This window comes from Achromobacter sp. 1011791174 (assembly GCF_059760925.1).
This window is the reverse complement of the sequence record NZ_JCBANH010000121.1, coordinates 1-18,128: the sequence shown is the minus strand read 5'-3', so window position 1 is coordinate 18,128 and position 18,128 is coordinate 1. Positions and strand designations below refer to the sequence as shown.

The window sequence follows — 18,128 nt, the reverse complement described above, 5'->3', positions numbered from 1 at the left end:
GCCACGGGCCGCATCATCGATCCCAGGGAGGTGCTGCAATGAACCAGCACGGCCGCGTCTGGCGGGTAGGCGCAGATATCGACACCGACGCGCTCGCCCCGGGCGCCTACATGAAGTTCGGCATCGACGAGATCGCGCGCCATTGCCTGCAGCGCGTGCGGCCAGACTTCGCTGCCGGCGTGCGGCCCGGCGACGTGCTGGTGGCCGGGCCCAACTTCGGCATCGGCTCCTCGCGCGAACAGGCCGCCGCCGCCCTGGTCCGGCTGGGCGTGGCGGCGGTGGTGGCGCCGTCCTATAACGGCCTGTACTTCCGCAACGCCTTCAACGTCGGCCTGCTGCTGCTGACCTGCCCGCATGCCGCCCGGCTGGTCGAGGGCGAACGCGTCAGCCTGGACCCGGACGCCGGCCGCATCCATCGCCGGGACGGCGAGGCGCTGGCCTGCGAGCCGCTGCCGGACTTCCTGCTGGACATGGTGCGGGCCGGCGGCCTGCTCAATCAACTGAAGGCGCTGCAAAAAGGAGCGCGGCCACAGGCCGGCCAGGCTCCGGGCAATGCCACTGAATCCTGACGAACCGGAACTGCCATCATGCTAGACCCCGTCACCCTGGCCGTGCTCAACGGCCGGCTGGAACAGATCGCCGATGAAATGGACGCGACCCTGTACCGCAGCGCCTTCAATCCCATCATCGCCGAGGCGCACGACGCCTGCCACGGCCTGTACGACGCCGCCAGCGGCGCCACGCTGGTGCAGGGCAAGTCCGGCCTGCCGGTGTTCGTGGGCGCCATGTCATTCGCGGTCCAGGCCGCCGCCCGCGCCGCCCAGGGGCGCGGCGGCATGCGGGATGGCGACGTCTGGATCCTGAACGATCCCTACGACGGCGGCACCCACGCCAACGACTTCAAGCTGGTGCGCCCGGTGTTCCGGGGCGGCGAGCTGTATTGCTACCTGGCCTCGGCCGCGCACTGGCATGACGTCGGCGGCGCGGTGCCCGGCAACTACAACCCGGCCGCGACCGAGTGCTGGCAGGAGGCGGTGCAGATCCCGCCGGTGCGCATGGTGCGCGGCGGCGAGCTGGACGAGGACGTGCTGGCCATCCTGAAGGCCAATTCGCGCCTGCCCGACAGCCTGTGGGGCGACCTGAACGGCCAGCTGGCCGCGCTGGAACTGGGCGCGGGCCGGCTCGACGATCTGTTGCAGGAGTACGGCGACGACACCGTGCGGGCCGCGCTGGACACGCTGCGCCAGCGCGCCCGGCGCCTGATGCTGGACCACGTGGCCAGCCTGCCGGACGGCGAGTACCGCTATCGCGATACGCTGGACAACGACGGCGTCAAGGACGCCGAGCTGACCATCGCCCTGCGGCTGCGCGTGAGCGGTGAACGGCTGGAACTGGATTTTTCGGAGACCTCGCCGGCCTGCGCCGGCCCGGTCAATATCTCGCGCGCCACCGCCGTGGCCGCCTGCTACGTGGCGCTCAAGCACGTGTTCCCGGACGTGCCGGCCAATGCCGGCGTGCTGGACGCGGTGACGGTGACGCTGCCCGACGGCCTTTTGATCTCGGCGGAACGGCCGCGCCCGGTGGGCGGCTATACCGAGACCATCCTGCGCATGATCGACGTGATCTTCTGCGCCGTGGCCCAGGCCGCGCCCGAGCGCGCGCCGGCCCAGGCCTACGGCACCATCAACGCGCTGTCCATCGCCGGCTACCGCAGCGACGCGGCGCGCAAGGGGCAGCGCTGGGTCATGTTCAGTTTCTTCGGCGGCGGCCACGGCGGCCATAGCGCGGGCGACGGCCTGAGCCACGGCAACGCGCCGATCTCCACGGCGACGATTCCGCCGCTGGAGATCCTGGAGGCCGCTTATCCGGTGCGCTTCACGCAATGGGCGCTGCGGCCCGACTCGGCCGGCGACGGCAGGCATCGCGGCGGCCTGGGCGCCATCTACGAAATCGAATTGCTGGAAGACAGCGCCGAGGCCTTTATCTTCGGCGAGCGCGGCCGCAGCAGCCCCAAGGGCGTGGCCGGCGGCGAGCCGGCGGCATCGAACGTGTTCCGCTATCAGCAGGACGGGCAGTGGCTGGCGCCGCCCATGACCTCGAAGATGCTGGGCATCGCGCTCAAGCGCGGCGAACGCGTGCGGCTGGAAACGCCGGGCGGCGGCGGCTACGGACCGCCGGCGCAGCGCAGCGAGGCGGCGCGCCGGCGCGACCGCGATATGGGCTATGTGAGCGGCGCGGCCGCCGCGCGGGAAAAGGGAAGGGCATGACGATGGCGACGACGCAACAATCCCTGGTGGTGGGCGTGGACGTGGGCGGCACGTTCACCGACCTGTTCGTGCTCGATGAGCAGAGCGGCGAGGCGCGCGTGATCAAGGTGCCGTCCACGCGCGGCGAGGAAGCGCGCGGCTTCATGAACGGCATCGGCCGCGCGGCCGAGGGCGCGGGCGCCATTGCCACCATCGTGCACGGCACCACCGTCGGCACCAATGCGCTGCTGGAACGCAAGGTGGCGCGCACCGGCATCATCACGACGGCGGGCTTTCGCGACGTGCTGGAGATGCGCCGGCGCGACCGGCCGCAGACCTGGGGCCTGCGCGGCGGCTACGAACCCGTGGTGCCGCGCGACCTGCGGCTGGAGGTCGACGAGCGGGTGCTGGCCGACGGCTCGATCCACACCGAGGTCAACCTGGACCAGGTCGAGGCGGCGGCGCGCGAGCTGCTGGCGCGCGGCTGCGAGGCGGTCTGCGTGTTCTTCGTCAACGCCTACGCCAATCCGGCCAACGAGGCCCGCGCGGTGGCGCGGGTGCGCGAGATCTGGCCCAACGGCCACGTCACCGCCGCCACCGAGGTGCTGCCCGAGATCCGCGAGTTCGAGCGCTGCTCCACGGCCACGCTCAACGCCGCCCTGCAACCGGTGGTGGGCAGCTATCTGACCCGGCTGCAACAGGACCTGCGCGGCCATGGCTTCGACGGCGAGCTGCTGGTGGTGCAGAGCAATGGCGGCGTGATGTCTCGCGAAACCGCCTGCGACGTGCCGGTGCGCACGGCGCTGTCCGGTCCGGCGGCGGGCGTCATCGCCTGCGCCGCCATCGCGCGCGCGGCCGGCCTGCCGGACGTGGTGACGGGCGACATGGGCGGCACGTCCTTCGACGTGTCGCTGGTGGCCGGCGGCGAGGTCTCGCTGGCGGCGCAGACCGCGATCGAGTTCGGCATGGTGGTGCGCGCGCCGATGATACAGATCGAGACCATCGGCGCGGGCGGCGGCTCGATCGCCAGCGTGGATGCCGGCGGCCTGCTGCAGGTCGGTCCGGAATCGGCCGGCAGCAATCCCGGGCCGGCCTGCTATGGCCGGGGCAACACACGGCCCACCGTCACCGACGCCAATGTGCTGCTCGGCCGCATCGCGGCCGACCGGCCGCTGGGCGGCGGACTGCTGGCGCGGCTGGATGCCGAACGCGCGCGCGCGGCCATCGACGAGCACGTGGGCCGGCCGCTGGGCCTGGACCCGCAGGCGGCGGCCGAGGCCATCCTCACGGTGGCCAACGCCAAGATGGCCGGCGCGATCCGCGTGGTGTCGATCGAGCGCGGCCACGATCCGCGCAAGTTCGCCTACATGCCCTTCGGTGGCGGCGGCGCGCTGCACGTCTGCGCGCTGATGCGCGAGGTCGGCTGCCTGCAGGGCATCGTGCCGCGCTTTCCGGGCGTGACCTCGGCGCTGGGTTGCGTCATGGCCGATATGCGCCACGACAGCGTGCAGACGCTGAACACCACGCTGGCGGGCCTGGACGAGGCCGATCTGGCGCGCCGCGTACAGGCCCTGGCCGACAGCTGCCAGCAACGGCTGGACTCGGCCGGCGTGGCCTTCGAGGGCGTGCGCGAGCGCATCGAGCTGGACATGCTGTACGCCGGCCAGAGCCATACGGTGAACGTGCCGGTCGAGCGCCAGGCGCTGACGCGCACCGGCATCGCCGCCGCTTTCGAGGCCGCCTACCGTCGCGCCTATGGCCGCAGCCTGGACGGCATGCCGGTGCGCGTGCTGAACCTGCGCTATGCGCGCATCGGCATGCGGCCCAAGTTCGATCTGGCGGTGCTCGCGCCCACCGCCGGGGCGATGCCGGCCGTGCTGGGCACGCAGGCCGTCTACCACGGCGGGCAATGGTGGGACGCGGCGCGTTACGAACGGTTGGCGCTGCCCGTCGACGCGGAAGTGGCCGGCCCGGCCATCCTGGAACAGCCCGACACCACGATCTGGATCGAGCCCGGCTTCACCGGCCGCGTGGACCGCCTGGGCAATCTGCTGATCCGCCGCCAGCCATGACGCCTACACACGATGCCCGGCGCCCCTGCGGGGGCGGCGTCTTCCATCCCGGAACGGTCCGGCGATGAAACAGGAGCACACCATGTCCGACGCCCGATCCACCGCCTTGATCGTCATCGACCTGCAGAACGACTTCCTCGCGCCCGGCGGCGCCTATGATCGTGGCGGCGCCGTCTCGGCCGAGGCGCGCGCGCTGCCGCCCCGGGTGGCGCCGGTGGCGCGCGCCCTGAAGGCCGCCGGCGGCTTCGTCGCCGCCAGCCAGTTCACGCTGTGGCCCGACGCGGCCGGCGAACCCATGATCTCGCCACACCTGCGCCGGCTGCGGCCTTTCCTGCGGCGCGGCGATTTCGCAGCCGGCGGCCCGGGCCATGCCTGCGTGGCCGAGCTGGACGGCCTGGTCGACGTGGCCGTCTGGAAGGTTGCCTATTCGGCCTTCTTCAATACGCAGCTGGACTGGGTGCTGCGGCGCGCCGGCATCGAGCACGTGGCCATCTGCGGCATCGTGACCAACGGCGGCGTGGCCAGCACGGCGCGCGACGCGCACATGCGGGATTACCACGTCACCGTGCTGGCCGACGGCTGTGCCGCGCCGACGCCGGCGTTGCACGACGCCGCGCTGGCCGATCTGCGCAGTGTGGCGGACCTGCGCGCCTGCGAGGACTTCATCGCGGGAATCGTCCGATGAACGGACCGGACGCGCAGCCCGCGCCGGAACTGTCGTTGCCCGTGCTCATCATCGGCGGCGGCGCCTGCGGCCTGACCGCCGCCATCCGGCTGGCGCGGTCGGGCGTGGAATGCGTGGTGATCGAGCGTGACGCCGTGCCGGCCGGGTCCACCGCGCTGTCGTCCGGCTTCATTCCGGCGGCGGGTACGCGCGTGCAGCGCGCCGCCGGCGTGGCGGACAGCGTGGACGACTTCGCCGCCGACATCCTGGCCAAGACCGGCGGCGCCGCCGCCGCGCATCTGGTGCAAGCCTATGCCCGGGCCGCGCCGGCCGCCATCGACGCGCTGGAACAGGCCGGGTTGCGCTTCGAGCTGCTGGACGGCTTCCTGTACCCCGGTCATCGCGCCCGCCGCATGCACACGCTGCGCCAGCGCTCGGGCCAGGCGCTGATGGCCGCGCTGGGACAGGCGGCGGCGGACGCGGGCGCGCTGGTGCTGACGCGCACACTGGCGCGCGAGCTGCGGCATGACGGCCAGGGCCGGATCACGGCCGTGATCTGCGAACGACCGGACGGCACGCGTGAATCCATCGGCTGCGATGCGCTGATCCTGGCCTGTAACGGCTTCGGCGGCAACGCCGCCATGGTGCGCGAGCATCTGCCAGCCATGGCGGACGCGGTCTATGGCGGCCACGCCGGCAACGATGGCAGCGCGGTGCGCTGGGGGCGGGAGCTGGGCGCGGGCCTGGCCGACATGGGCGCCTATCAGGGCCACGGCTCCTGGGCCACGCCGCAGGGCGCGCTGGTGTCCTGGGCCGTGATCATGGATGGCGGCGTGCAGGTCAATCGGCTGGGCCGGCGCTTTCACGACGAGACCCAGGGCTATTCGGAAGCGGCCGTGCGCGTGCTGGCGCAGCCGGATGGCGTGGCCTGGAACGTGTTCGACGACCAGGCGCTGGCGCTGGTGCGCGACTTTCCCGATTTCCAGGCAGCGCGCGCGGCGGGAGCGCTGCGCAGCGCCGACGACGTGCCGGCGCTGGCCGCGCTGATCGGCTGCGATGCGCGGGCGCTGGCCGACACGCTGCGGTCGGTAGCCAGGGATGCGCGGGACGTCCACGGACGCCGTTTCACGCGCGCCTTGTCCGCGCCATATCACGCGGTCAAGGTCACCGGCGCGCTGTTCCATACCCAGGGCGGCCTCGACATCGACGCCCGCTGCCGCGTGCGGCGGGCGGACGGCGGCCTGTTCCCGAATCTGCTGGCGGCGGGCGGCGCGGCGCGCGGCGTGTCGGGCAACGATGTGGCGGGCTATCTGTCGGGCAACGGCCTGCTCAGCGCCATCGCGGGCGGCCATATCGCCGCGGCGACGGCCGCCGGGATCGCGGGCACGGCGCTGGCCGATGAGCCGACTCCGTAGCGTCGCGCGGCCACAGGCATGCGCATGACTTTCATACAGGCATCCACGTTCATGGAGGCATCCAGGCATGAACACCTTGAGTAAGCAGCTGGCCCAGGGCCCGGTCCTCGCGCCGGGCGTGTACGACGCCTTGTCGGCGCTGGCCGCCGAGCAGGCCGGTTTCCAGGCCCTGTACCTGTCCGGCGCGTCCATCGCCTATACGCGGCTGGGCCGTTCCGACGTGGGCCTGACCACGTACAGCGAGGTCGAGGACACGCTGGCGCGCATCGCCGAACGGGTCCGGGCGCGCATCATCGTCGACGCCGACACCGGTTTCGGCAATGCACTGAACGTGCAGCGCACCGTGCGCGGCCTGGAGCGGGCCGGCGCGGCCATGATCCAGCTGGAGGACCAGACCTTTCCCAAGCGCTGCGGCCACCTGGACGGCAAGTCCGTGGTGCCGGCCGCCGAGATGTGCGGCAAGCTGCGCGCCGCCGTGGACGCGCGCCAATCACGCGAGACTCTGATCCTGGCGCGTACCGACGCGCTGGCCTCGGAAGGGCTGGACGCGGCGCTGGAACGGGCCGAGCGCTATCTGGAAGCCGGCGCGGACGCCTTGTTCATCGAGGCCCTGCGCAGCGGCGAGCAGATGCGGGCGGCCTGCGGACGCTTCGCCGGCCGCGCGCCGCTGCTGGCCAACATGGTCGAGGGCGGCAAGACGCCGGTGCAGGGCGCGCAGGAGCTGGCCGCGCTGGGATTCGGCATCGTCATCTTTCCGGGTGGCACGGCGCGCGCGGTGGCCCACACGCTGGCGGGCTACTACGGCAGCCTGCGCCAGCACGGCAGCACGACGCCCTGGCGCGACCGCATGCTGGACTTCGACGGCCTGAACGCGATGATCGGCACGCCGGAACTGCTGGCGGCGGGCAAGCGCTACGAGGCTTGAGCGGCCGCGCGCGCGGCGGTTGCGGGCCGGCCGCGCTCAGGCTGGCGCGGCGCAAGGGCGGGTCGGGCGTCTGGTTTAGAATCCCCTGGTTTCCCTGTCCGCCCGCATCGTCGCGCGCGGTTTGACGGCCATGCGCGCAGACACCAGCAACTACCGCGATCTCTTCCTCGACAACGTGCCCATGATGGACGCCCGCGCGCCCGTCGAGTTCGCCAAGGGCGCGTTTCCCGGCGTGGTGAATCTGCCGCTGATGACCGACGAAGAGCGCGAGCTGGTCGGCATCTGCTACAAGCAGCGTGGCCAGCAGGCCGCCATCGAGCTGGGGCACCGGCTGGTCGGCGGCGCCGTCAAGGCGGCCCGTCTCGACGCCTGGGCCGCGTTCGCGAAGGCGCATCCGGACGGCTACCTGTATTGCTTCCGGGGCGGCCTGCGTTCGCAGATCGTGCAGCAATGGCTGCGCGACGAGGCCGGCATCGCCTATCCGCGCGTGACCGGCGGCTACAAGGCCATGCGCGGCTTCCTGCTGGATACGCTGGACCGGGCCATCGCCGAATGCGATTTCCTGGTGCTGGGCGGCATGACCGGCACCGGCAAGACCGAGGTGCTGCGCCGGCTGGACGATGCGCTGGACCTGGAAGGGCACGCCAATCATCGCGGCTCCAGCTTCGGCAAGCGCGTGAGCGGCCAGCCCACGCAGATCAATTTCGACAATGCGCTGGCGATCGACATCCTGAGAAAACGCGCCGCCGGACACGCGCGCTTCGTGGTCGAGGACGAAGGCCAGGCCGTGGGCAGCTGCAGCCTGCCGCCCGCGCTGTACCAGGGCATGCAGCGCCATGGCCTGGTGTGGCTGGAGGACAGCCTGGAGAATCGCAAGCAGCGCATCCTGCGCGACTACGTGATCGACCTGGGCGCCGAGTTCGTGGCGGCCCACGGCGCCGAGCAGGGCCAGGCCCTGTTCGCGCAACGCCTGCGCCAGAGCCTGGACAACATCGCCAGGCGACTGGGCGGCGAGCGCCACAAGCGCCTGGCGGCCATCATGGACGAGGCGCTGCGCGGCCAGGCGCTGGGCCTGGGCGTGGCTGGTCACCTGGGCTGGATCGAGGGCCTGCTGTCGGAATACTACGATCCCATGTATGTCTACCAGCGCCAGCAGAAGGCCTCGCGCATCGTGTTCGCGGGGGACCAGGCGGCGGTGACGCAGTACCTGGCGCAACAGGCCGCGGCGCCGGCACGGCGATGACGCGCCGCCGCATCCGGGCAGGCCGGCGTCCCGGGCCCGGGATCAGGCGGCGTGGTCCGACGAACGCACCAGCAGCACGGGAACGGGCGCGCTGCGCAGGATGTTCTCGGCGCTGCTGCCCAGCACCAGGCGGCTGACGCCTCGCCGGCCGTGCGTGCCGATCACGATGAGATCGGCCTTCCACATTTCGGCTTCGGCGATGACGCGCTGCTGCACCGTTTTCTCCAGGTTTTCATAAAGCACGCTGTCCACGGTGACGCCGTGCTCGCGCGCCGTGTCGGCGGCGTGCTGGAGGATCGCCGCGCCGTCCTTGCGCAGCAGGTCCAGCAGCTCGCCGGCATAGTAGCCATAGCTGTCTATGCCCAGGGCGAACGAGAGTTCGTCGATCACATGGATCAGACGCAGCTCGCCATGCGTGAGCCGGGCCAGGCGGATGGCTTCCTGCAGGCCGCGGTCGGACGTGGGGCTGCCGTCGACGGGTACGAGAATGCGTTGGTACATGCGTGTGCTCCAGGAGACGGGGATTGCTTTACGGTAGTTCGGCGGGCGCGGGCCATGTTGACGGCCGTCAATAAATCGCGGTCCGGACGCCGCCATCGGAGTCGCCCGCATAACCGATAGCCGCGGGGGCCGCCTCGGGGGGACAATGGGAATCCCGGCGACGCCGCCGGCACCTCGTCATCGCGGGCACATGAACATGCAGAGTCCACTTCCATTCGCCGTCGCGCTGGGCATCGGCCTGCTGATCGGCGTGGAGCGCGAGCGGCGCAAGCGGACAGGATTGTCGCGCCCGGCCGCGGGCATACGCAGTTTCGCGCTGGCCTCGCTGCTGGGCGCGGTCTCCGTGCACCTGGGCGGGCCGGTGCTGCTGGGGCTGGCGGAGGTGGGGTTGGCCCTGCTGCTGCTGACCCGGGCGCCGGACGCGGGCCAGGGCATGGCCACGCGGGCCGCCTTGCTGCTGACGCTGGCGCTGGGCGGACTCTGCCTGCACGACCCGGCGCTGGCCTCCGGCCTGGCCGTCGCGGTCGCGATCCTGCTGGCGGCGCGATCCCGCCTGCACCGCTTCGTGCGCACGGTGCTGAGCCGCAACGAGCTGGTCGACGCGCTGATCCTGGCCGCGGGCGCGCTGGTCGTGCTGCCCCTGTTGCCAGACACGTACCTGGGGCCGTTCGACGCGCTGAATCCGCGCACCCTGTGGAAGTTCACGCTGCTGGTCATGACGATCAGCGCGGGTGGCCATGTGGCGCTGCGGCTGTTCGGGCCGCGCATCGGACTGCCGCTGGCCGGTTTCGCGTCCGGCTTCATTTCCAGCACGCTCACCGTCGGCACCATGGGCCAGCGCGTCGCCGCCGAGCCCCTGCTGATGGGGCCGGCGGTGGCGGGCGCGGTCCTGTCGTCGGTGTCCACGCTGGTGCTGATGGCCACCGTGCTGGCGGCGATCAGTCCCGCGGCCTTGCAGGCCCTGGCGCTGCCGCTGGCGTGCAGCGGGGCGGCCGCGCTGGCCTATGCCTTGCTGCTGCTGTTCAAGGCGATGCGGCAGAAGACGACCGCGCCGATCCAGGCCGGACGGCCCTTCACCTTGCAGGCGGCGCTGACGCTGGCGCTGGTGGCGGCGGCGGCCCTGATCGCGGCGGCGGCGCTGGACGCCTGGCTGGGGCCGCGCGGGATCACGGTGGCGGCGGTGCTGGGCGGCCTGGTCGACACGCACGCGGCGGCGGCGTCGGTGGCCGCGCTGGCGGCGGCGGACAGGATCGACCCGGCGCAGACGGTGGTGCCGGTGCTGGCGGCGCTGTCGGCCAACGCGGCGAGCAAGGCGGTGTACGCGGTGATCAGCGGCGGCCGCCGCTACGCGGTCCAGGTGATTCCCGGGCTGTTGCTGATGATCGCCGCCGCCTGGGCGGGCTACGCGGCGGTTTGAGCGTGACGGTCGGCGCCGGCCACGGCGCCTGGGGTGGCCTGGGCCAGGAAGCGGGCGGCGCCTTCGGCGATTTCCGCCATCCGTTCCTGCCAGGGGTTCTGGCCGCTGATCAGGGCGGCCGAGGCCGAGCTGGATATGTCGCGGGTCATTTTTTCCAGGTCGCGGAAATAGGCCAGTTCGCGTTCCATCAGGTCCGTCATGAGCTGCTGCTGCACGGCCAGCAGGGCCGTCATCGAGCCGGCCCCGTCGATATCGGCGGCGGCCTTCTGGGCGAAGGCCTGCATTTCCTTGTCGGTCTTGAGCTGCAGCGTGCGCAACTGCCGTAGCGCTTCGTAGTAGCTCGAGGCGTTGGCCACGAGGCTGTTGAGCGCGTACTTGTACAGGGCTGCGTAGGGGGTGTATTCGACTTGCATGGCGATGTCCTCTGGAGCGGGGGCAGGGCCGGCGTCGCGATGGCGGCGCCGGCTCGTCGATCCCAGCTTAGGATTTCCCAGCCGGCGGATGTTGACCAAACTCAACTAGCGGGTTCCACGCGGGGCGGTTCCCCTGGCTCAGCCGCTGCTCATGCGGCGCAGCGCGTCGATGTCGGGCAGTTTCAGGTGGCGCTTGCTGACCTGCAGCAGGGAGGCGGCCTGCAGCCGCGAGAACACCCGGCTCACCGTCTCGATCTCCATGCCCAGGTAGTTGGCGATGTCCTCGCGCGTCATTTTCAGGATGAACTCGCGCGCGGAATAGCCATGCGCGGCCATCTGCTCGGAGGTCTCGACCAGGAAGCTGGCGATGCGCTCGTCGGTGCTCATGCGGCCCAGCGTCAGCAACAGTCGCTGGCAATGGTTGATGTCGTGCGCGATCAGGCGGTGGAACTGGCGCGCGGCCAGCGGGTCCAGTCCGCAGTTGGCGACCAGCTGGGCATAGGGCAGGGCGCATAGCAGGGAATCTTCCAGCGCGATGGCGTCGCAGGCATGGAAGCCGCTTTCGATGGCGTCGAGCCCGAGCAGGGCGCCAGAGGCCGGAAACGCGGTGATCTGTTCCAGCCCGGCGTGATTGGTGACGCGGATCTTCAGGGAGCCGGCGCGCAACTGATACAGATACTGCAGGGCGTCGCCGGCGCGAAACAGGGCCTCGCCGCGCCGCAGCAGGCGCCGGCCGCGCTCGCCCTGCGCCATGGCGGGCTCGGCGCAGGCCGGATGGCAGACGCGCGCCATGGGACAGGATTCGCACTCGTGGCGTCCCAGCGGGGCGCCCGTGGGCGCGGCGATCGGCAGGGCGGATGTGGGCATGTCCATGGTGGCATCTCTCCGGGGCGCGCAGGCCGCTGAGCCTGTCGGGGCATGGAAAAAGTATGCGCGTTGCGCGGGGCCGGCGCTATCGGCGCTTGGCGCTGGTTTTCGGGGAAACCGGCCTACGCCTGTAGGAAAAGTCCTACATGGCGCCAGCGTCCGCGCGGTTCAGTTCCCGGCGTCGTCGTCCGCATCGATCAGGCGATGCTTGAGCGCGTAGCGGATCAGGTCGGCCTGGTTGCGCAGGCGCATCTTGACGAGGATCCTGCTCTTGTAGGTGCTGATCGTCTTGACGCTCAGGCACAGCAGCTTGCCGATGTCGGCGTTTTTCAGCCCGCGGGCCAGGTGCCGGAACACGGCGGATTCGCGGTCGGACAGCAGCAGATGCGGCTCGGCGTTGCTGTCTCCGTGCCGTTCGAAGGCGATGCTCTCGGCGATCGAGGGGCTCAGGTAACGGCCGCCGGCCGCTACCTTGCGCACGGCCTGCTCCAGCTGCGCGGCCGCGCAGTCCTTGGTCAGGTAGCCGGCGGCGCCGGCCTTGATGGCCTGCACGGCGTATTGCTGTTCGCCGTGCATGGTCAGCACCAGGATCGGCACCGCGGGATGGTCGCGCCGGATCTGGCGGATCAGGTCCACGCCGTCGCGGCCCGGCATCGACATGTCCAGCACCAGCAGGTCCCAGGGGCGCTGGGCCAGCAGGCGCAGCGCCTCGCCGCCGTTGCTGGCCTGGCCCTGCACCGCGATGCCGCCGGCCCGCTCCAGCAGTCGGCACAGGCCTTCACGCACCAGCGTGTGGTCGTCCGCCAGCAGGACCGCGATCATGTGTCCTCCCAGGGTGGCAGGGCCGGCTGTGGCGGTTGCGCCGGCAAGGCCGCCTTCAGGCGGAAGCCGCCATTGCGCGGCGTGCTGATGCTGACATCGCCATGCAGCAGCCTGACCCGTTCCCGGATGCCCTGCAGGCCCAGCGCGTGCGGCAGCTTGCGGGCCAGGCTGGCCGGCGTGGCGCCTACGCCGTTGTCCTGCACCACCAGCGTGCACAGCGTGGCGCTGCAGGACAGCCGCACCCGCACCTTCGTGGCCTGCGCGTGCTTGGCGATATTGGTCAGCGCTTCCTGGACCGTGCGGAACAGGGCGGTCGCCACCAGCTTGGACGGTTCGCCCTGGTCGACCTCGATCTGGGCGTCGGTGTCGATGCCGTAGCGCGAGACGAAGTTCGACACCAGCCATTCCACCGCCGCCGCCAGTCCGAGATCGTCGAGCATGATGGGCCGCAGGTCGGCGGCGATGCGCCGCAACGAGGTGAAGGTCAGGCCGGTCAGGTGACGGATGGCTTCCACCCGGCCGCGCAGTTCGGCGTCGTCGGGAGGCAGCCGGGTTTCCAGCTCGGCCAGTTCCATGGTCAGGGCGGTCAGGCTCTGGCCCAGGTCGTCGTGCAGTTCCCGGGCGATGTGCTTTTTTTCCTGCTCGCGCACATGCAGCAGGGCGTTGGACAGGCGAGTCAGCTCGTCGCGCGAGGCCAGCAGCGCCTGGGAAACCCGCTCGCGTTCAGTGATGTCGCGCAGGAAGATGGAGAGGAACACGCCCGCCGCGCTGTGCGTCTGCGAGATCGACGCTTCCATGGGAAATTCTTCCCCGTTGGCGCGCAGGCCCCACAGCGGGGAGCCCAACCCCATTTTCCGCTCGGACACGCCCGTTTCGCGGAAGCGGTCGACGTGCCGGGCGTGGATGTCGCGAAAGCGCGCCGGGATCAGGATGTCGAGACTGGCGCCGATGGCGCGGTCCGCCTTGCAGAGAAAAACGCGCTCCGCCGCGGAGTTGAACATCACGATGCGCTGCTGCGCGTCGACCGTGATGATGGGTTCCGTGGCGGACTGGATGATGTCGAGAAGCGGTGGCGCGTTGGCCATAGGCTTCATGGGCGGAGATCGGGATGTGCGGGCGCCGGCCCGGCGCGGGTATTGAAGGATTGCAGCACATCCGCGCGGGCCGCGCCACAGGCGCGATGCATTGCGCCAAACGGCCGACTTGCCCGCGTCCCTGTTTTCGTGCGCGCGGACGGCCTGTCCGGGGCCGCCGCGCTCAGTCGACCGCCGGCAAGACCGGATCCGCCCAGTCGCTGGCCTGGCCGGCCGTCAGGATCTGCCGCTTGAAGCGGCACAAGGCCGCGTCGCTTTCGCCGGCCAGCACATCGTATTGCTTGAGCAGCAGGATGGAACGGGGCCTGGCGCCGGTCACGGTGGCGATATCGTCCACCGCGCGAAATCCGCCATAGCCCGACATCACGCAGATGACCGAGTAGGCGGGCATCAGCGGCCGCTCGGTGTCCAGGAAGGCCCGCATGGGCGCGGCCAGCGAGCGCAGCCACACCGGCGTGATCAGGACGACGTGGTCGTAGGAGTCCAGGGACGGCCCGGCATAGCGGAAGGCCGGCTTGCGCTTGAACACGCTGTCCACAATGCAGCGCAGGTCGCCGTACAGCCCGATCCTGGGCGCGGCGTCGCGCACTTCGTGTACCGGCCAGCGGGTCAGCTCCGCCAGGCGGTCGGCCACGGCGCGGCCGGTGCCGCTGCGGGAATAGAAAACGATGCCGATGCGGTTCATAGGGCCTCCGAGCGGGCGGGGTGGTCCTGGCCTTCCTGGGCCAGCAGCGCGCGCAGGATGTCGCGGCGGCTGACCACGCCCACCAGCCGGCCTTCGCGCGTGACCGGAACGCGCTTGATGGCATGCTTGAGCAGCAGGTCGGCGATGCGCGCCAGCGGCGCCGACTCGTCCACCGTGATGACGGGACTGCTCATCACGGACGCGGCGGCGCGTTCGCCCAGCTGCAGGCTGTGCAGGAACTCCAGGTTCAGCGCCTCTCCCTCGGCCAGCTGGGCCAGCCAATGGTCCAGCTTTTTCTGGTGCACGCTGTCCTGGCGTCGCACCAGATCGCCTTCGCTGACCAGCCCGATGAGCGTGCCGTCGTCGCCGATCACCATGACGGCGCTGATGTCCAGGTCCACCATGGCCCGCATGATCTGGGAGACGGGCGTCCGGGCGCTGACGCAATATGGTTGCTTGGTCATGAGTTCGCTCGCTAGCATGCTTGTTCTCCCGGGGGAAGGGGGCGTACGCTGTGTGCACGCGCCGGTTGTTTCCATGTTGATCCCGCCGGATCCGCGCATCTTGATCTAGGTCAAGCGCCGGTTCGCCCGGCCCGCCGCGCGCGGCCTGCGCATGCGAAGCTGGAAGCCGCTCAAAGGAGGATCCATGCCCATCTCTCCGACCCTGCGTTTCCTGGGCGCCGCCGGCACGGTGACCGGCTCGCGTCACCTGCTGGAAGCCGGCGGACGCCGCATCCTGCTCGATTGCGGCCTGTTCCAGGGCGTGAAGCCGCTGCGGCTGCGCAACTGGGCGCCGTTTCCCGTGCCGCCGGCGGATATCGACGCGGTGGTGTTGTCGCACGCGCACCTGGACCATTCCGGCTACCTGCCCAGGCTGGTGCGGGATGGATTTCGGGGACCGATCCTTTGCTCGCCCGCCACGCTGGACCTGTGCCGCCTGCTGTTGCTGGATAGCGCCCATCTGCAGGAAGCTGACGCCGACTACCTGAACCGGCACGGACTGTCCCGTCACCAGCCGGCGCTGCCGCTCTACACCGTCGCCGACGCGCAGCGCGCGATCGCGGCCTTGCGGCCGGTCGACTTCGACACGGCCACGGACCTGCCGGGCGGTTGCGGCTTCCAGCTGACCCCGGCCGGCCATATCCTGGGCGCCGCCATCGTCCAGATCCGCCATCCCGGCGGACGCCTGGTGTTTTCCGGCGACCTGGGCCGCTACGGCGATCCGTTGATGCCGCCGCCTGGCGGGGTGGCGCAAGCCGATCATCTGATCGTCGAGTCTACCTATGGCAACCGCAAGCACAGCGCGGAGCAGGCGGCCGACGCGTTGGAAGCCGTCATCACGCGCACGGTCAGGCGCGGCGGCACCGTGGTGATACCCGCGTTCGCGGTGGGGCGCGCGCAAGCGCTGCTCTACTACATCTGGCAACTCAAGCAGGCGGGGCGCATCGCCCGCGACCTGCCGGTGTTCCTGGACAGCCCGATGGCCAGCGGCGCCGTCGATGTCTATCTTCGGCACGCCGGCGACCAACGCCTGTCGGCGGCCGACGCGCGGGCGGCGTTCGGCGTGGCGACCTATGTGACCGAGGTGGAACAGTCCAAGGCGCTGGACAGCTCGCCCATGCCCAAGATCATCGTGTCGGCCAGCGGCATGGCCACCGGCGGGCGCGTGATCCATCATCTGAAGCACTACCTGCCCGATCCGCGCAGCACGGTGCTGTTCGCCGGTTTCCAGGCCGAGGGCACGCGCGGCGCGGCGATGCTGGACGGCGCCGCCACGGTCAAGATCCATGGCGGCTATGTGCCCGTGCGCGCCGAGATCGACAGCCTGCCGATGCTGTCGGCGCACGCGGATGCCGACGAGATCCTGCGCTGGCTGCGCGGGTTCGAGCGCGCGCCCCGGGAAACCTTCATCGTGCATGGCGAGCCCGGCGCCGCCGACGCGCTGCGCCTGCGCATCAAGGACGAGCTGGGCTGGCGCTGCCGGGCGGTGGAGCAGAACGACGTGGCGGAGCTGGGCTGACCGGCGGGGCCGCGCTACCAGCGCGCCGCCGCCTCGGTCAATCGTTCCAGGCAGTAGCGCGCGCGCTCGGACAGCGGTCCCTTGGCGCGCGCGGCGTACATGGCGAAAGACGGCGGACGCCGGGCCTGCGGCGCGGCGACCAGCTGCCCGGCCCGCAAGGCGTCGCGGCACAGGCATTCGGGCGCCACTGCCAGTCCGGCGCCGGCGCGGGCCGCGTCCAGCGCGGTCTGATAGTCGGGCAGGACCAGCGCCGGCGCTTCGGGATCGCGCGCGTAGACCTGCTTCCAGTAGGGCGTCAGCGGCGCGGCGGGGCCTTGCTGGTCGATCAGCGGCAGGCCCCGGGGCGCGGCGCTTTTCGGCAGCCTGCCGCTCCACTGCGGCGCGCACACCAGCCGTTGCGGGCACTCATGCAGCAGCTGGTATTCCACGCCCTTGTGCGGAATCCGCGCCGGCGTCACCGCCACGTCGATCACGCGCTCGGCCAGCGCCGACAGCAGGGCGGGCGGCGGCATGGCGCGCAGGTCCACGCGCAGGCCACGCCGATGCAGGCCGGCCAACGCCGGCAGCAGCAGCGCGATGAAGCCGCTGGTGGCGCCGACATGCGCGACGCCGGCCAGCGCGCCGCCTGCGCCCCGCGAGTCCAGCATGCCCTCCAGCGCGTCCAGGTGCGGTCCGGCTTGCCGCTCCAGTTCGACCGCCGCCGGCGTGGGCGCCAGCCCGCGAGGCAGCCGGGTGAACAGCGTCGCGCCCAGGCGCGCCTCCAGCAGCTTCACATGGCGCGACACGGCGGGTTGGGTCAGCGACAGCGCGGACGCGGCGCGCGAGATCGAGCTGTGCCGGTAGACGCTGACGAAGCTGCGCAGATAGAGCAGATATGACATAAATAAATTTATGGATCAGCGAAAAAACGATGAATTGAGTATAGCCATGGCGGCTTCTACGCTGCGTCTTTCCCTACACCGGAGCGCAGGCCATGACGACCCTTCCATCCACGATCACCCTCTATCCCGACCTGCGCGGCAAGGTCGCGCTGGTGACCGGCGGCTCGCGCGGCATCGGCGCGGCGACGTGCCGGGCCCTGGCCGCCAGCGGCGCGAAAGTGGCCGTCAACGGTCGCGACGAGGCGGCGATCCAGGCCGTGGTCGCCTCGATCCGGGACGCCGGCGGCCAGGCCATGGCGGCGCCCGCCGATTGCGCCAACCTGGCGGACACGCGACGCATGGCCGGGGAACTGCGCCAGGCCTGGGGCGAGCCGGACCTGCTGGCGGCCTTCGCCGGCGGCGGCACGGGCCGGCCGCAGCCGCTGGGCGAGATCAGCGAGCAGGACTGGCGCTCCAGCCTCGACAACAACCTGACGTCCACGTTCTTCACGCTGCAATGCTTCCTGCCGGGCATGATGGCGCGCGGCGCGGGCAGCGCGGTGACGATGGCCTCGGCCGGCGGCCGCGTGGCCTCGGGCGCGCCGGCCGGCTACGGCGCGGCCAAGGCTGGGGTCATCATGCTGACGCGGCATGCCGCCGTGGAAGCGGGGCCGGCGGGCGTGCGGGTCAATTGCCTGTCGCCGTCGGCGGTGCTGACCGAGCGGACCGCCTTGCGCATGCCGGATGCGCAGCGCCGCGCCATGCTGCCGGCGTTTCCGCTGGGGCGCCTGGGGGAGACGGATGATGTGGCGGCGGCGGCCTTGTTCCTGCTGTCGTCGGCGTCGGGGTGGATCACCGGGGTGACGCTGGATGTGGCGGGGG

General features: G+C 71.1%; 18 protein-coding genes. 10 read left to right on the top strand and 8 right to left on the bottom strand.

All coding sequences use genetic code 11. The annotated features are described in order from the left end of the window. Positions 1-38: 38 nt before the first annotated feature. The 7 genes from AC6LJ5_RS27355 (at position 39) to mnmH (ending at position 8,565) form a co-directional block, all read left to right on the top strand. Complete coding sequence (locus tag AC6LJ5_RS27355; protein WP_103274243.1) at positions 39-569, top strand: LeuD/DmdB family oxidoreductase small subunit; 531 nt, start codon at positions 39-41, stop codon at positions 567-569. 18 nt (positions 570-587) lie between these two features. After that, complete coding sequence (locus tag AC6LJ5_RS27350; protein WP_498142154.1) at positions 588-2,267, top strand: hydantoinase B/oxoprolinase family protein; 1,680 nt, start codon at positions 588-590, stop codon at positions 2,265-2,267. Between the two features lie 2 nt (positions 2,268-2,269). Continuing rightward, entirely contained in the window at positions 2,270-4,318 is a 2,049-nt protein-coding gene (locus AC6LJ5_RS27345; RefSeq protein ID WP_498142155.1) for a hydantoinase/oxoprolinase family protein, read from the top strand. A gap of 64 nt (positions 4,319-4,382) precedes the next feature. Continuing rightward, a complete protein-coding gene (locus AC6LJ5_RS27340) occupies positions 4,383-5,003 on the top strand; it encodes a cysteine hydrolase family protein (RefSeq protein WP_498142153.1) in 621 nt (206 codons plus the stop codon). Next, positions 5,000-6,397, top strand: a complete 1,398-nt coding sequence (locus AC6LJ5_RS27335) for an FAD-dependent oxidoreductase (RefSeq protein ID WP_498142152.1) — start codon at positions 5,000-5,002, stop codon at positions 6,395-6,397. The genes AC6LJ5_RS27340 and AC6LJ5_RS27335 overlap by 4 nt, the downstream gene beginning before the upstream one ends. A 67-nt stretch (positions 6,398-6,464) precedes the next feature. Further along, positions 6,465-7,322, top strand: a complete 858-nt coding sequence (locus AC6LJ5_RS27330) for an isocitrate lyase/PEP mutase family protein (protein WP_103274247.1) — start codon at positions 6,465-6,467, stop codon at positions 7,320-7,322. Positions 7,323-7,452: 130 nt separating this feature from the next. Beyond that, a complete protein-coding gene (mnmH, locus tag AC6LJ5_RS27325; protein ID WP_103274248.1) occupies positions 7,453-8,565 on the top strand; it encodes a tRNA 2-selenouridine(34) synthase MnmH in 1,113 nt (370 codons plus the stop codon). A gap of 42 nt (positions 8,566-8,607) precedes the next feature. Here mnmH and AC6LJ5_RS27320 read toward each other — a convergent pair whose 3' ends face one another. Then, positions 8,608-9,066 (bottom strand): universal stress protein, encoded by a 459-nt coding sequence (locus tag AC6LJ5_RS27320; protein ID WP_103274249.1) that lies wholly within the window; start codon positions 9,064-9,066, stop codon positions 8,608-8,610. Between the two features lie 196 nt (positions 9,067-9,262). Here AC6LJ5_RS27320 and AC6LJ5_RS27315 point away from each other — a divergent pair, with 196 nt between their 5' ends. Next, positions 9,263-10,483: an MgtC/SapB family protein gene (locus AC6LJ5_RS27315; protein ID WP_199770852.1), complete on the top strand. Its 1,221-nt coding sequence runs from the start codon at positions 9,263-9,265 to the stop codon at positions 10,481-10,483. Here the strand turns inward: AC6LJ5_RS27315 and AC6LJ5_RS27310 are convergent. The 6 genes from AC6LJ5_RS27310 to AC6LJ5_RS27285 form a co-directional block, all read right to left on the bottom strand. Beyond that, positions 10,468-10,896, bottom strand: coding sequence for a hypothetical protein (locus tag AC6LJ5_RS27310; RefSeq protein WP_103274251.1), 429 nt, complete (start codon positions 10,894-10,896; stop codon positions 10,468-10,470). The genes AC6LJ5_RS27315 and AC6LJ5_RS27310 overlap by 16 nt on opposite strands. 138 nt (positions 10,897-11,034) lie before the next feature. Further along, positions 11,035-11,769, bottom strand: a complete 735-nt coding sequence (locus tag AC6LJ5_RS27305) for a helix-turn-helix domain-containing protein (RefSeq protein ID WP_103274252.1) — start codon at positions 11,767-11,769, stop codon at positions 11,035-11,037. 162 nt (positions 11,770-11,931) lie between these two features. Then, a complete protein-coding gene (locus tag AC6LJ5_RS27300; RefSeq protein ID WP_103274253.1) occupies positions 11,932-12,585 on the bottom strand; it encodes a response regulator in 654 nt (217 codons plus the stop codon). After that, a complete protein-coding gene (locus AC6LJ5_RS27295; RefSeq protein ID WP_498142151.1) occupies positions 12,582-13,679 on the bottom strand; it encodes a sensor histidine kinase in 1,098 nt (365 codons plus the stop codon). Before AC6LJ5_RS27295 ends, AC6LJ5_RS27300 begins: the two co-directional genes overlap by 4 nt. 163 nt (positions 13,680-13,842) lie before the next feature. Beyond that, positions 13,843-14,364, bottom strand: a complete 522-nt coding sequence (locus AC6LJ5_RS27290; protein WP_498142150.1) for a flavodoxin family protein — start codon at positions 14,362-14,364, stop codon at positions 13,843-13,845. Next, positions 14,361-14,828: a CBS domain-containing protein gene (locus AC6LJ5_RS27285; RefSeq protein WP_233772421.1), complete on the bottom strand. Its 468-nt coding sequence runs from the start codon at positions 14,826-14,828 to the stop codon at positions 14,361-14,363. The genes AC6LJ5_RS27290 and AC6LJ5_RS27285 overlap by 4 nt, the downstream gene beginning before the upstream one ends. A gap of 184 nt (positions 14,829-15,012) precedes the next feature. Here AC6LJ5_RS27285 and AC6LJ5_RS27280 point away from each other — a divergent pair, with 184 nt between their 5' ends. Continuing rightward, on the top strand, positions 15,013-16,386 hold the full coding sequence (locus tag AC6LJ5_RS27280) for an MBL fold metallo-hydrolase RNA specificity domain-containing protein (protein WP_498142149.1): 1,374 nt from the start codon (positions 15,013-15,015) through the stop codon (positions 16,384-16,386). Positions 16,387-16,400: 14 nt separating this feature from the next. On the opposite strand, the gene AC6LJ5_RS27275 is transcribed toward AC6LJ5_RS27280, so the two are convergent. After that, complete coding sequence (locus tag AC6LJ5_RS27275; protein WP_498142148.1) at positions 16,401-17,267, bottom strand: LysR family transcriptional regulator; 867 nt, start codon at positions 17,265-17,267, stop codon at positions 16,401-16,403. 92 nt (positions 17,268-17,359) lie between these two features. Here AC6LJ5_RS27275 and AC6LJ5_RS27270 point away from each other — a divergent pair. Next, on the top strand, positions 17,360-18,128 hold a 769-nt coding region (locus AC6LJ5_RS27270), incomplete at its 3' end, for an SDR family NAD(P)-dependent oxidoreductase (protein WP_498142147.1).